This is a genomic window from Streptomyces megasporus (assembly GCF_000718985.1).
GTDB classification, from domain to species: domain Bacteria; phylum Actinomycetota; class Actinomycetes; order Streptomycetales; family Streptomycetaceae; genus Streptomyces; species Streptomyces megasporus.
On record NZ_JODL01000034.1, the window covers coordinates 1 to 13,208 of the forward strand.

General features: G+C 67.9%; 14 protein-coding genes. 11 read left to right on the forward strand and 3 right to left on the reverse strand.

The features are described from left to right. Positions 1 to 221: 221 nt before the first annotated feature. Positions 222 to 794 carry a hypothetical protein gene (locus IF47_RS0123430; RefSeq protein ID WP_031510958.1) on the reverse strand — a complete coding sequence of 191 codons (573 nt, stop codon included), beginning with the start codon at positions 792 to 794 and terminating at the stop codon, positions 222 to 224. Positions 795 to 1,276: 482 nt separating this feature from the next. Here IF47_RS0123430 and IF47_RS0123435 point away from each other — a divergent pair, with 482 nt between their 5' ends. The 7 genes from IF47_RS0123435 to IF47_RS0123460 all read left to right on the forward strand — a co-directional run bounded on the left by IF47_RS0123435 (position 1,277) and on the right by IF47_RS0123460 (position 7,453). Next, a complete protein-coding gene (locus tag IF47_RS0123435) occupies positions 1,277 to 1,717 on the forward strand; it encodes a hypothetical protein (RefSeq protein WP_031510959.1) in 441 nt (146 codons plus the stop codon). A gap of 225 nt (positions 1,718 to 1,942) precedes the next feature. After that, entirely contained in the window at positions 1,943 to 3,586 is a 1,644-nt protein-coding gene (locus IF47_RS28180) for an alpha/beta hydrolase (RefSeq protein WP_051718158.1), read from the forward strand. Positions 3,587 to 3,677: 91 nt separating this feature from the next. After that, complete coding sequence (locus tag IF47_RS28935) at positions 3,678 to 4,139, forward strand: hypothetical protein (protein ID WP_157840031.1); 462 nt, start codon at positions 3,678 to 3,680, stop codon at positions 4,137 to 4,139. A gap of 46 nt (positions 4,140 to 4,185) precedes the next feature. Further along, positions 4,186 to 4,416 (forward strand): alpha/beta hydrolase, encoded by a 231-nt coding sequence (locus IF47_RS29745; protein ID WP_078592062.1) that lies wholly within the window; start codon positions 4,186 to 4,188, stop codon positions 4,414 to 4,416. Further along, positions 4,413 to 5,012 carry a hypothetical protein gene (locus IF47_RS28940; RefSeq protein WP_157840032.1) on the forward strand — a complete coding sequence of 200 codons (600 nt, stop codon included), beginning with the start codon at positions 4,413 to 4,415 and terminating at the stop codon, positions 5,010 to 5,012. The genes IF47_RS29745 and IF47_RS28940 overlap by 4 nt, the downstream gene beginning before the upstream one ends. A 229-nt stretch (positions 5,013 to 5,241) precedes the next feature. Beyond that, entirely contained in the window at positions 5,242 to 5,934 is a 693-nt protein-coding gene (locus tag IF47_RS0123455; protein ID WP_031510962.1) for a demethylmenaquinone methyltransferase, read from the forward strand. A gap of 199 nt (positions 5,935 to 6,133) precedes the next feature. Next, positions 6,134 to 7,453, forward strand: coding sequence for a geranylgeranyl reductase family protein (locus IF47_RS0123460; RefSeq protein ID WP_051718161.1), 1,320 nt, complete (start codon positions 6,134 to 6,136; stop codon positions 7,451 to 7,453). 138 nt (positions 7,454 to 7,591) lie between these two features. Here the strand turns inward: IF47_RS0123460 and IF47_RS0123465 are convergent, their stop codons facing one another. Together IF47_RS0123465 and IF47_RS0123470 are read right to left on the reverse strand one after the other, a co-directional pair. Next, entirely contained in the window at positions 7,592 to 8,371 is a 780-nt protein-coding gene (locus tag IF47_RS0123465; protein ID WP_031510964.1) for a sulfite exporter TauE/SafE family protein, read from the reverse strand. Positions 8,372 to 8,691: 320 nt separating this feature from the next. Beyond that, on the reverse strand, positions 8,692 to 9,507 hold the full coding sequence (locus tag IF47_RS0123470) for a C40 family peptidase (RefSeq protein ID WP_031510965.1): 816 nt from the start codon (positions 9,505 to 9,507) through the stop codon (positions 8,692 to 8,694). Between the two features lie 717 nt (positions 9,508 to 10,224). Here IF47_RS0123470 and IF47_RS0123475 point away from each other — a divergent pair. The 4 genes from IF47_RS0123475 to IF47_RS0123490 are packed head-to-tail and all read left to right on the forward strand — an operon-like array spanning position 10,225 to position 13,196. Continuing rightward, positions 10,225 to 10,584, forward strand: a complete 360-nt coding sequence (locus IF47_RS0123475) for an NADH-quinone oxidoreductase subunit A (protein ID WP_031510966.1) — start codon at positions 10,225 to 10,227, stop codon at positions 10,582 to 10,584. Between the two features lie 10 nt (positions 10,585 to 10,594). Further along, a complete protein-coding gene (locus tag IF47_RS0123480; RefSeq protein ID WP_031510968.1) occupies positions 10,595 to 11,149 on the forward strand; it encodes a NuoB/complex I 20 kDa subunit family protein in 555 nt (184 codons plus the stop codon). Continuing rightward, positions 11,146 to 11,862 (forward strand): NADH-quinone oxidoreductase subunit C, encoded by a 717-nt coding sequence (locus tag IF47_RS0123485; protein ID WP_031510969.1) that lies wholly within the window; start codon positions 11,146 to 11,148, stop codon positions 11,860 to 11,862. Before IF47_RS0123480 ends, IF47_RS0123485 begins: the two co-directional genes overlap by 4 nt. Further along, on the forward strand, positions 11,862 to 13,196 hold the full coding sequence (locus IF47_RS0123490; protein ID WP_031510970.1) for an NADH-quinone oxidoreductase subunit D: 1,335 nt from the start codon (positions 11,862 to 11,864) through the stop codon (positions 13,194 to 13,196). Before IF47_RS0123485 ends, IF47_RS0123490 begins: the two co-directional genes overlap by 1 nt. Positions 13,197 to 13,208 lie beyond the last annotated feature (12 nt).

The window sequence follows — 13,208 nt, forward strand, 5'->3', positions numbered from 1 at the left end:
CGCCCGCCGCGGCCTCCAACGTCTGCTGCGCGAGGGCGTCACGTCCGTCGTCGGGCCCTTCACCCGGCCCGCCGTCCGCACGGCCGTCCTCCGCTCGGGCCTCGCCGTCCTCCCGTCCCCCCGCCGTGCCTGAACCCACCGAACGCTGCCCTCCACGGAAGCAGCGCGATCCGATGCCCGGCCGCGATCCGATGCCCGACAGGTCCGAGCGTGGTCGTGGCTCACTCCTTGCGGGCAGGCTCGCTTTGGAAAGTGCTCTCGATCTCGGAAGCAGAGGGCAGGTTGGGATTGTTTGTACAGTCCACCTGATCCGCCACCCTCCGCATCGACTCCACGAGAAGCCTGGTCCTGGACAGGGAGCTGATGCCCACCTTGTCGGTCAGCGAGCCTTCCAGAACAGAGGAGAAGGGCTCGCCTTTCTGGCCGCGCGGCGCCTGCCGCAGCCGACATCGTGTCCAAAGCTTCGTCTCGTGGGGAGTCCCTTCCCTGCTTATCGCGACGTCCGGGTTCAACTGGTGCACGGAACTGCGGTCCTCGAACCCGAGGTCGAAAGGGGAGCCACCGCTCGACCATGAAAAGCTTATGTCGAACTTTTCTTCCTCCGCAGAGTCCAAGGAGAAGGAGCAGACGGTCATCGGCGCGGTCAAATTCTCCCGCCTCAGACGGTCGGGGACGTGACTGAAGAGGGCGATTTGGCTCCTTGTGTACACCTCTTCTCTGCCGATGTCCTTCCTGGTCCTGCCATCGATGACGTTCTCGCAGGCCTCTTCGACGGGGGTGCGCTCAAGGAACATGTCGTTCTCCTTGGCGTGGGAAGCAGGCGGTGATCCCTGCTCGCTGCAAGCCAGAGTCATGGTGGCAAAGCAAGCAGCCAAGGCGACTCCTCGACGAAGGGCTTTCATGTCCGTCAAGCTTTCCTTCTTGATCGGGGGCGGGTACTGAAAGGAAAGTCACCGGCTCGGTGCGATCTGGGGACGACCTCGCGACGGTGAGACCGTGGCGTGGTTGCTCCTGGCCGGGCGAGTCCGTGTGGTCACCGCTCCTTCATAGCCGTGGGAGGCGACACGGCGTACCAGGAGCCGAGACTTTCGGCGCCATGCAGCCTGCGGGTTTCCTGCGCCGGTCGCCTGCTCCACCGCCGCGCCTGACGCCCTACCCGGTCGTGATTCGACCCCTTGGCCGGGAAACATAGGCGGATGTACTCAGGCACGGACCGTGTACGCGCTGTTACGTTCTCTGCGGGTCGATCACTGTGCTGACAAAGGGGACGGAACCTGTGGGATTCACAGGCGAGTTGACGACGGCCGGAACGCGCCTGAACGGGTGGCAGGCGGATCGCGGGACGTCGAAGAGTGGCGGCGCCGCATCGGACCTGGACATCGACACGGCGGCGCTGCGGGACCTGTCGAAGAAGACGGGAACGTTGCACGGGCGGATCACCACCGCCTTGGCCGAGTTGGAGAGGACGCACACCGGGCTGCCCGCCGCGACCGAGGGTTTCGCCTGCACGGGAACGTTGGGGAAGGTGCGCGGGAGTTGGGAGGGCCGGCTGCGGGACGTGCGCGGCGAGTGCGAGCGCCTGCGGACGGCGTTCACCAACGCGGCGGACGCCCACGACGGCAACGAGGCCGACACCAAGGAGAAGATGACCGCGCAGTCGGCGAAGCCCTCCTGGCACGACGACCGTCCCAAATCCCCCATCGCGGACTTCTCGTAGGGGGATGACGCGGGATGGTGACGGTCGGTCAGTTGCGGGATCTGAAGGCATCGCAGTACGAGGAGGCGGCGGACGGCTGGAAGAAGGTCAGCGACCAGGCCAAGGCGGACATGGACTGGGTCGACCAGCAGATGCTCGCCAAAGTCCGTTCGCAGAACGGCAATACCAAGGACGCGGCCTTCAGGGCTCTGGAGAGACTCAGCCGGAACTATCCAGTACATCCAGGTGGAGTGCGGCCTGGTCCAGACGGCCCTGAACGGCCTGGTCGAAGACCTGAGAGAGCCGCAGCGGAAGCTGAAGCGGGCGTTGAACGACGCCAAGGAGAACGGGATGTCCGTCGGCGACGACGGCTCGGTCACCTACCCGGCGGCCAAGGGATTGGACGGTGAAGAGGTGCCGGGTGGCACGGTCCGCGGGCGAGCCCACGACCTGTTCGAGGAGCGCACCCGCCCCACAACCCCGACCATGCCCAACGCCGGACGGTTCGAGGTCGGGGTGAACCCGAAGAAGCGCCTCGCCGAGGACATCAGCGCGGTCGTTCTCGGAGCGCTGGACGACGCCCGACGGGTCGACGACCAGTACGTGAGGACGCTGTCCAAGCTCACCGCCGAGCGGGGGTTGAAGGTCGGCAACGCCCAGTGGGCGGATGCCAGATCCGACCGCAAGGCGGTCCACAAGGTCGCGGGCGACGACTACGAGAAGGGCGACATCCCCCGGGGGAAGTCCCCGGAGGAGAACGTCGAGTGGTGGAAGGGCCTCTCCGCCGACGAGCGGGACGCCTATGTGTCCCTGTACCCGGCGAGCATCGGGGCCCTCGACGGCCTCCCGGCCGAGGTCCGCGACAGTGCCAACCGTGTGGTGCTCCAAGAGGAACAGGCCCGCACCGCGGAAGCGCTGGCCAAGCACCTGGACCGGGAGCCGGACAGGTACCGCTCCGTCTCGGTGAAGGGCGAGGCGGTGAGGGTGGAGAGTTCCGAGTGGCGGGAGTGGGAAGAGGAGCGGAAGCGGTTGGGCGAACTCGACAAGGGCATGAAGGCCATCGAGAACCGTTTCGACCAGACAGGCATGAGCGGTCTGCCCGAGGCCTACCTCCTCGGCTTCGACACCAAGAACCTGGGCCACGCCATCATCGCCAACGGCAACCCCGACACCGCCGACCACACAGCGGTGTTCGTGCCGGGTACGGGGTCTCGTCTCGGTGATGTGGAGAAGGACATCAACCGAATGAGCGACCTGTGGAGGGAGAGCACCAGGGAAGTGCCGGGGCAGAGTGTCGCGACGATTACCTGGATCGGTTACGACGCTCCACAGTCCGCCATCCCCATCGTGGACGGAGACCTCGTTCCCGAGGCGACTTTCGTCTCTTACGCCAAGGAGGGGTCTTCGAAACTCACCTCCTTCATGGAGGGCCTGCAGGTCTCCCAAGGAGGACCGGACGCCGGCCATACCACGGTGATCGGCCACAGTTACGGAACCACGGTCGTGGGGGACGCCGCCTACAGGAAGAACCTGGCCACGGACGACATCGTCGCCATCGCCAGTCCCGGCATGCTCGCCCCGCACGCCAGAGATCTCGCCACCGGGACCGACCACACCTGGTCCATGGCGGCGCCTCTCACAGATGATGTGGTCCCTTTGGCGGGGAAAGTCGCACGGTTGGGTGGCTTCGGCTTCGACGTGCCGACCTGGAATGGAATCCCCTACGGAATCGGATTCAACCAGCACGTCCCTTCGGACGAGTCGTTCGGAGCGAATCGCCTGGCCACCGATTCCAAGGACCACAGTGGTTACTGGGATGAAGATTCAGTCAGCATGAAGAATCAGACGTACATCACCGTGGGAAAATATGGAAAGGTCGAGAATGGGTGAAAAAGGTCCAAGGGTGGGCTGCTTTCTTGTCTCGACTCTCCTGTCGTTGATGTTGATGGGGTGTTCCGGAGAAATGAACAGTCATGACAGGGTGCACGAGCTCGGCTATGTCCCGGCTGTTCTCGGTGTGCAAGAGGCCCGTGACCGCACAAGTGAGCTCTCCAGTCGGATCCTGGATCTCATGGGCGTGAAAGGAAAGGTTACCGAGCCGGGGCCGGGAGTTTCCGTTTGTCCGGCAGACCCGGAGAAGAAGAGGTTGTACAGGATTCGCCACCCGTGGGCTCTCTACGGGGTTTCCGACGCCTCCCTGGGGGAAGGGATGGAGAACCTCAGGAAAGGGCTTTCGGGGGATGGGTGGAAAATCATCTCCGATGAAACCGCGGAATCCAGAGATCAAGACCCGGTTATTCGTGCCGAGCATGAAGAGATGAAGTACGCGTTGGATGTCGTGTGGGAGCGGAAGACTGCGGAACACGAACCCCAGATCAGCGTGACACTGTTGTCCGCGTGTTTCAAGACACCCGAGGGAGAGAGTCCTCAGGGGGAATACTGACGAACGGGCGGAAACGGTCTGCCCGAGGCCTACCTCCTCGGCTTCGATACCAAGAACCCGACACCAAGAACCTGGGCCACGCCATCATCGCCATCCAGCGAGTCACACCACTGTGGTGGGTCACGGCTACGGCACCACGGTTGCGGGCTCCGCGGCGGGACAAGGGGAACTGAACGCGGATGATGCGGTGCTTTCCGGAATTCCCGGTGTTCAGGTCGGCAAGGCCTCTGGGACTGATGTGCCTGAGGGGCATGTGTCACGACGAGGTGACTCATGAGTGAAGCGCCGCCTTCTTTCCGTCGGGGCAAGGTTTCTTCGGCTGGTCTTCTCGGAATCCTCGTTGTCATTCTGACTCTCAGTGGGTGTGGGATTGTGAAAGAAAAAGAGAGTGCCGCTGAACCGTCGAAGTCGAAGCGTTCGGTGCTGCATCCCGAGTCGGCCATCGAGAGGACCAGGGAAATTTCGAGCAGCGCTTTGGACATGTCCGGGGTCAAGGGAAAGGTGAGCCCGGCCGGCCCCATCGTGAGAACTGACGGGCAGCACAAGGGAAACTATTACGTGCACCATGCCTGGTCGGTCGGCGGGGTTCCTCCGACCGAGATCAAGGAAGGTATGGAGAGACTGCGCAGAGAGCTCCCCAAGGAAGGGTGGTCCATCGAGAAGTACGGCAGAGCGAACTCCAAGGCTCGGCAGATGCAACTCGAGGCCTTTCATGATGGGCAGAAGTACCTGATGCAGGTCGAGGCGCTCATCAGAAGCGAGAGGGGGACGGACGGCGGTGAGCCCGGAAACTCCAGGGAAGACCTTCTGTCCTTTACCGTGATGTCCCCCAGCTACAAGTTCCCCGAGGGAGCGGACCCTCATGACGAGTGATCCGCGTCCTGTGTCGCCAAGGCGGTGATGCCGGGTTCTGTGCATGGGTGGGACGGACGAAACGCTCGGACGAGCCGCGTCACGGAACGTGACCGTGTCCGCCCCGTCCGGTCGCGGAGCGCCGACGAGCCGCGCCGCCGACCGGATGTCGGGAAGTGCTCGCGGGGAAGGCGAGGGTCGCTCCCGGGGTGGGCCGGGTGCCCGGAGGCGGGGCTGCCACAATGGCCGGGTGACGCGAGCCTCCCTGGACAAGCAGCCCCACGAAGTCGCCGCGATGTTCGACAAGGTGGCGGCCCGGTACGACCTCACCAACGACGTGCTCTCCCTCGGGCAGGCACGGTTGTGGCGGCGCGAGGTCGCTCGGGCCGTGGACGCGCGGCCGGGGGAGCGGGTGCTCGACCTGGCGGCCGGGACGGGGACGTCGTCGGTGCCGTTCGCGAGCGCCGGGGCGTTCACCGTGCCGTGCGACTTCTCCCTCGGGATGCTGCGGGAGGGGAAGAGGCGCGAGCCGTGGATGCCCTTCACGGCCGGCGACGCGACGCGACTGCCGTTCGCCGACGACGCTTTCGACGCCGTCACCATCTCCTTCGGGCTGCGGAACGTCAGCGACACCGACGCCGCGCTGCGCGAGATGCTGCGGGTGACCAAGCCCGGTGGACGGGTGGTCATCTGCGAGTTCAGCCACCCCACCTGGGCGCCGTTCCGCACCGTCTACACCGAGTACCTGATGCGGGCTCTGCCGCCGCTGGCGACCGCCGTGTCCAGCAACCCGGACGCGTACGTCTACCTCGCCGAGTCCATCCGCGCCTGGCCGGACCAGCCCGCCCTGGCCCGCCGGCTCCAGGATGCGGGCTGGACGAGGGTGGCCTGGCGGAACCTGACGGGCGGGATCGTCGCCCTGCACCGGGGGTTCGCCGCGTAGGGGCGGCTTCCCGCAGGGCGACCCCACAGGTCGAGGCGGGTCGAGGCGGGGCGAGGGGGCGGAGGAGCCCGGGAACGGGGAGGGCCCGTCGCGCGAACATCCCCTTTGGGTTGGACGATCGGGCACCCCCCATAGACTGCACGTGACCAGTGCCCGGCGCGACCGGCACGTTGAAAACCGAGACCTGCGGGAGTCCGTCGTGGCCGAGTCCTCCTCGAAGTCCCCCTCGAAGTCCTCCGCGAAGGCGGTCTCCGAGCACAGCGCCGACGTGATCGTGGTCGGGGCCGGGCCCGCCGGGGCCACCACCGCCTACCACCTGGCGCGCTCCGGGCTCGACGTCCTGCTGCTGGAGAAGACGGCCTTCCCCCGGGAGAAGGTCTGCGGCGACGGCCTGACGCCGCGTGCGGTCAAGCAGCTCGTCGGGATGGGCATCGACGTCTCCGAGGAGGCGGGCTGGCTGCGGAACAAGGGCCTGCGGATCATCGCCGGCGGCGTCCGGCTCCAGCTCGACTGGCCGGAGCTGGCGAGCTTCCCGGACTACGGACTGGTCCGCAAGCGCGACGACTTCGACGAGCAGCTCGCCCGGCAGGCCGAGAAGGCCGGGGCGCGGCTGTACGAGCGGTGCAACGTCGGCGCGCCGATCCTCGACGCGCGCACGGGGCGGATCACCGGGGTCGAGGCGAAGCTGGGCGAGGAGAGGAAGCCGGTCACCTTCCACGCGCCGCTGGTGGTCGCGGCCGACGGCAACTCCACGCGGCTGTCGGTGGCGATGGGCCTGCACCGGCGCGACGACCGTCCGATGGGCGTGGCCGTGCGGACGTACTTCACCTCGCCGCGCCACGATGACGACTACCTGGAGTCCTGGCTGGAGCTGTGGGACCGGCGCGGCGCGGAGGACCGGCTGCTGCCCGGCTACGGCTGGATCTTCGGCATGGGCGACGGCACCTCCAACGTCGGGCTGGGCGTGCTCAACAGCTCGTCGTCGTTCAAGGAGCTGGACTGGCGCGAGATCCTCAAGGCGTGGTGCGCCTCGATGCCGGAGGAGTGGGGCTACACGCCGGAGAACATGACGGGTCCGATCCGCGGCGCGGCCCTGCCGATGGCGTTCAACCGGCAGCCGCACTACACGCGGGGCCTGCTGCTGGTCGGTGACGCGGGCGGCATGGTCAACCCGTTCAACGGCGAGGGCATCGCGTACGCCATGGAGTCCGGGCAGATCGCCGCCGACGTCATCGTCCAGGCGCACGCCCGGCAGACCCCGGCGCAGCGGGAGATGGTGCTGCGCCGCTACCCGCGGATCCTCAAGGACACCTACGGCGGCTACTACACGCTGGGCCGCGCGTTCGTGAAGCTGATCGGCAACCCGACGATCATGAAGTTGGCCGCGGAGCGCGGTCTGACGCATCCGCTGCTGATGCGCTTCACGCTGAAGCTGCTGGCCAACCTGACGGACCCGACGGGCGGCGACGCGATGGACCGGATCATCAACGGGCTGACGAAGGTGGCGCCGAGAGCCTGAGAGGGGCCGAGCGGGACGGGGCCGGTCCCGCGCCCCCGTTCGGGACGGGTGGGCGGGTGCGCCGCGTACCGGCCCACCCGCCCACCGGTCCCGAGAGCGGGTCCCGAGATCGGGACCCGAGAGCGAGAGGGGTGGGGCTCAACCTCCCCACTGGTCGTGGGCGAGCTTGCCGACGAGCGCGACCACGACGACGAGCATCACGACCCGGACGAAACCGCTGCCGCGCTTGAGCGCCATGCGCGCGCCCAGGGTGCCGCCCGCCAGGTTGAACAGCGCCATGAACGGCGCGAGGGCCCACAGCACCGTCCCCTGCCAGGTGAAGATCGCGAGCGCGCCCAGGTTCGTGCCGACGTTGACCACCTTGGCGGTCGCCGACGCCGTCACCATGTCCATCGAGAGCAGCGCGACCAGCCCTATCACCAGGAAGGTCCCGGTGCCCGGGCCGAGCAGTCCGTCGTAGAAGCCGATGCCGGCGCCGACGACCACGATCGCCGTGACGATCCGCCGGCGGTCGACCGGGGCGGCGCCCGGCTTCTGCCCGAACTGCGGCCTGAGAACGACGAAGGCGGCGACCGCCAGCAGCAGCACCATGATCAGGGGGCGCAGGACGTCGCTGTCCACCCCGGCCGCGAAGAAGGCGCCGCCGACCGAGGCCAGGGCCGCCACCCCGCCGAGCCGGACGGCGAGCCTCACGTCGACGGGGGCCTTGCGGGCGTACGTCACCGCCGCCGCCGAGGTGCCGACGACGCTGACGGCCTTGTTGGTGCCGAGCGCGTACACGGGGGCGAGTTGGGGGAAGGCGATCAGCAGGGCGGGCACCTGGAGGAGTCCGCCGCCGCCGACCACCGCGTCCACCCAGCCCGCGAGCGCGGCGGCGACGCAGAGCAGCACCACCGTGGTGAGGGTCAGGTCATGCACCGGTGCGCACACCCCTGCCGTGGCTGCCCGTGGCCGGCGTCCGGCCGCCGGGCCGGATCGGCGCGTCGAGGCGGGAAGCGCCGGGCGGTCCGAGGGGTATGGGCGCGTGAGCGAGGACGGCACGAGGCCGCGCGGATGTCGTCATGGGGGGCAGTCTCCGCCACCGGCAACGCCTCTCACCAGCGGGTATCGGTTTCTGGACATCGCCATGGCCCGCCCGTCGGCGCTCGGCGGACGTCCGGTTCGGGAACGGCGGACACGACGGGAGGCCGCCGCCCCCGCCCGGGCGGGGGCGGCGGCCGGCCGGTCGTCCGGGGGCGTCAGAGCACGCGCACCGCGCCGGTGGGCATGTCGTGGCTCATGTCGCGTTCGACGATGCCGGTGGAGGGGTTCTGGGCGCCGATGAAGCGGCCGTCCCCGATGTAGACGGCGACGTGGTAGGCGCTGCCCGCGCCGCCCCAGTAGAGGATGTCGCCGGGCTGGAGGTTGCCCAGGGAGACCTGGGTGCCCGCCGTGGACTGGCTCTGGGAGGTGCGGGGCAGGCTGATGCCGATCTGGCGGAAGGCGGCCTGGGTGAGGCCGGAGCAGTCGTAGGCGCTGGGGCCGGTGGCGCCCATGACGTAGGACTTGCCCACCTGCGCGCGCAGGAAGCCGACCAGGGTCGCCACGTTGCCGCCGCCGGTCGGGGCGGGAGCCTGTGCGGTGGGGGCGGCGGAAGTGGCCAGGGTGGTGCGCTCGGTGTCGCGCGAGGCGCGTTCCCGCTCGGCGCGCTCGGCCTCCGCACGGGCGGCCTCCGCGGCGCGCCGCTCCGCCTCCTCCTGGGCCTCGGCGCGCTTGGCGGCCTGGTCGATCGCCTTCTCGGCGGCCAGGGTGCGCGCGGCCTCGGCCTCGTACCGGACCGCGATCGTCTGCTTCGCCTCGACGGCCTGTCGGGTGCCGGTCGCCAGGTCGGAGGTGATCGTGGGCAGCTCGACGGTGTCGGCGACCGGCTTCTTCTCCTCGGCGGAGGAGGGGGTGGCCGCGGCGGTCACCGCGAGGGTGCTGAGGACGCCACCGGCAACGCCCGTCCGCAGCAGGGGGTTCCTGCTCGCACGGCGGGGTTTCCGGTGGCTGCGTATCTGGGCGGTCTGGGACATGACACCACTGGCTACCAGCCGCCGGAGGGTCCGTTCAACAAAGGTGTGTTACGCCACACTCGCCGTGTACGCGTCCAGTTGGGGCCTTGTCGTGCTCTCCTGCCGCCTCTTCCGGAAGCCGATCATTGCCCCGCTAGGGGGCCGTGACCATGCCATTGTCCGATTGATCCACTTCGTTCTCCGGCCCTACCACGCGGGTTCGGCCTCGGGCAAAGGAAGCGGCCCGCGGGGGGCGGGGGCCGTGGCGAAGGTCACAGGTTGAGCACGGTTTCACGATCTTGTGATCCCCGGGTCTCTCGCGGGCGTCCACCGGGGGTGCCCGCGGGGGCTCCGTCCGCCCTCTCGGCGAGTGGAGGGCGCTTTTTAACAAGCGTCGACGTCCAGCGCAAATTTGCTTGTAACGGGCATCGTTTGATAGGGGAACCCCCCTCTGACCAGCGCCGACGTGCCGGAATGTCACGTGTGGTGATCAGTCGGCCGCTTCACGTGTGAAGGCGGGGCTCCATCCGGCTTCATGATCCTTCGTCAGGTGGTGAAGATCACAAAGTCGTTACCGTACCCCGTGTCGCAGATCACAGAGGTGCGGGCATAGGATGCAGTCGAATCGGGCTTGTGAACTGCCTCACATGTACGCGATCTTCGTGAATGGCACACCGGTCCGAAAACGGCCCGCAGCGGCCCGCCGACAGCGTCGTCGACTGGAAGGAGCGAGGAGCGGTGAACCTCTACACGCCCATCCTCGTACTGGGAGCCCTCGGAGCAGGCTTCGCGATCTTCTCCGTGGTGATGGCCTCGATCGTCGGCCCCAAGCGCTACAACAGGGCCAAGCTCGAGGCGTACGAGTGTGGCATCGAGCCCACCCCGCACGCGGCGGGCGGCGGGCGCTTTCCGATCAAGTACTACCTGACGGCGATGCTCTTCATCGTCTTCGACATCGAGATCGTCTTCCTCTACCCCTGGGCCGTCACCTTCGACGCCCTGGGGCTGTTCGGGCTCGTGGAGATGCTGCTCTTCGTGCTCACCGTCTTCGTCGCCTACGCCTACGTCTGGCGGCGCGGCGGCCTGGAATGGGACTAGGGGCGTACACATGGGTATCGAAGAGAAACTGCCGAGCGGCTTCCTGCTGACGACCGTCGAGAAGGCCGCGGGCTGGGTCCGCAAGTCCTCGGTCTTCCCGGCCACGTTCGGCCTCGCCTGCTGTGCCATCGAGATGATGACCACCGGCGCCGGCCGCTACGACCTCGCCCGCTTCGGCATGGAGGTCTTCCGCGGCTCGCCCCGCCAGGCCGACCTGATGATCGTGGCCGGGCGGGTCAGCCAGAAGATGGCGCCCGTGCTGCGGCAGGTCTACGACCAGATGCCGAACCCCAAGTGGGTCATCTCCATGGGGGTCTGCGCCTCCTCCGGAGGAATGTTCAACAACTACGCCATCGTGCAGGGCGTCGACCACATCGTTCCCGTCGACATCTACCTGCCCGGCTGCCCCCCGCGTCCCGAGATGCTGCTGGACGCGATTCTCAAGCTCCACCAGAAGATCCAGGAGGAGAAGCTCGGGGTCAACCGCGAGCAGGCCGCGCGCGAGGCGGAGGAGGCGGCGTTGAAGGCGCTTCCGACGATCGAGATGAAGGGGCTGCTCCGATGAGCGACGGACAGACAGGCGGCAACGGCGCCGTCCCCGCGCCGCGTGGGAACTCCGGCGAGGTGATCGACGTCCGCCGGGGCATGTTCGGCGCCAAGGAGGGCGGCGACACCTCCGGATACGGCGGACTGGTGCGCACCGTGCGGCTGCCGGGGGCGTCGAGCCGCCCCTACGGCGGCTGGTTCGACGAGGTGGCCGACGAGTTGGAGGGCGCGCTCGAGGAAGCGGGCCTGGTGCCCGAGGAAGTGATCGAGAAGACGGTCGTGGACCGCGGCGAGATCACCTTCCACATCGCCCGCGAACACCTGCCGGCCACGGCCCGGATCCTCCGCGACGACCCCGCGCTGCGCTTCGAGACGTGCACCGGCGTCAGCGGCGTCCACTTCCCCGGCGACAAGGGGCGGGAGCTGCACGCCGTCTACCACCTGCGCTCGATCACCCACAACCGGCTCATCCGGCTGGAGGTCGGCGTCCCGGACGACGATCCGCACATCCCGTCGATCGTCTCGGTGTACCCGACCAACGACTGGCACGAGCGCGAGACGTACGACTTCTTCGGCCTGATCTTCGACGGCCACCCCGCGCTCACGCGGATCATGATGCCCGACGACTGGCAGGGCTTCCCGCAGCGCAAGGACTACCCCCTCGGCGGCATCCCCGTCGAGTACAAGGGCGCCCAGATCCCGGCTCCCGACCAGCGGAGGTCGTACAGCTGATGAGCACCTCGCACGCAACCCCGTCCGCGAGCGCACGCGAGACCACCGAAGGCACCGTCTACACCGTCACCGGCGGCGACTGGGACGAGATCGCCGAGGCGGCGGCCAAGGGCGACGACGAGAAGATCATCGTCAACATGGGGCCCCAGCACCCGTCCACGCACGGCGTGCTCCGGCTCATCCTGGAGATCGACGGCGAGACGGTCACCGAAGCGCGCTGCGGCATCGGCTACCTGCACACCGGCATCGAGAAGAACCTCGAGTACCGCACCTGGACGCAGGGCACGACCTTCGTGACGCGCATGGACTACCTCACGCCGTTCTTCAACGAGGCGGCGTACTGCCTGGCCGTGGAGAAACTGCTGGGCATCGAGGACCAGATCCCCGACCGCGCCAACGTCATCCGCGTGATGATGATGGAGCTCAACCGGATCTCCTCCCATCTGGTGGCCATCGCCACCGGCGGCATGGAGCTGGGCGCCACCACGGTCATGATCTACGGCTTCCGGGACCGCGAGATGGTCCTGGACCTCTTCGAGCTGATCACCGGCCTGCGGATGAACCACGCCTACATCCGCCCCGGCGGCCTCGCCCAGGACCTGCCGCCCGGCGCGATCGACCAACTCCGCGAGTTCGTCAAGAAGATGCGGAAGAACCTGCCGGAGTACGACAAGCTCTGCAGCGGCAACCCCGTCTTCCAGGCCCGCCTGAAGGACGTCGGCCACCTGGACCTGGCCGGCTGCATGGCGCTCGGCGCCACCGGCCCCATCCTCCGCTCCACCGGACTCCCGCACGACCTGCGCAAGGCGCAGCCGTACTGCGGATACGAGACCTACGACTTCGAGGTCCCCACCGCCGACACCTGCGACTCCTACGGCCGCTTCCTGATCCGGCTGGAGGAGATGCACCAGTCGCTGCGGATCGTCGAGCAGTGCCTGGACCGGCTGGAGCCCGGCCCGGTGATGGTCGCCGACAAGAAGATCGCCTGGCCCGCGCAGCTCGCGCTCGGCCCGGACGGACTCGGCAACTCGCTGGACCACATCAAGAACATCATGGGCACCTCCATGGAGGCCCTGATCCACCACTTCAAGCTGGTGACCGAGGGCTTCCGGGTGCCGCCCGGCCAGGCGTACGTCGCGGTGGAGTCCCCCAAGGGCGAACTGGGCGTGCACGTCGTCAGCGACGGCGGAACACGGCCGTACCGGGTCCACTTCCGCGACCCGTCCTTCACCAACCTGCAGACCATGGCGGCGATGTGCGAGGGCGGCCAGGTCGCCGACGTCATCGTCGCCGTCGCGTCCATCGACCCCGTGATGGGAGGCGTCGACCGGTGACAGAGGTATCGC

What these genes read in the sequence shown, in the direction of transcription:
- IF47_RS0123485 (WP_031510969.1), top strand. Translation starts at nt 11,146, where the DNA reads ATGAGCGACGGACAGACAGGCGGCAACGGCGCCGTCCCCGCGCCGCGT.
- IF47_RS0123430 (WP_031510958.1), bottom strand. Translation starts at nt 794, where the DNA reads ATGTTCCTTGAGCGCACCCCCGTCGAAGAGGCCTGCGAGAACGTCATC.
- IF47_RS0123490 (WP_031510970.1), top strand. Translation starts at nt 11,862, where the DNA reads ATGAGCACCTCGCACGCAACCCCGTCCGCGAGCGCACGCGAGACCACC.
- IF47_RS0123480 (WP_031510968.1), top strand. Translation starts at nt 10,595, where the DNA reads ATGGGTATCGAAGAGAAACTGCCGAGCGGCTTCCTGCTGACGACCGTC.
- IF47_RS28940 (WP_157840032.1), top strand. Translation starts at nt 4,413, where the DNA reads ATGAGTGAAGCGCCGCCTTCTTTCCGTCGGGGCAAGGTTTCTTCGGCT.
- IF47_RS0123470 (WP_031510965.1), bottom strand. Translation starts at nt 9,507, where the DNA reads ATGTCCCAGACCGCCCAGATACGCAGCCACCGGAAACCCCGCCGTGCG.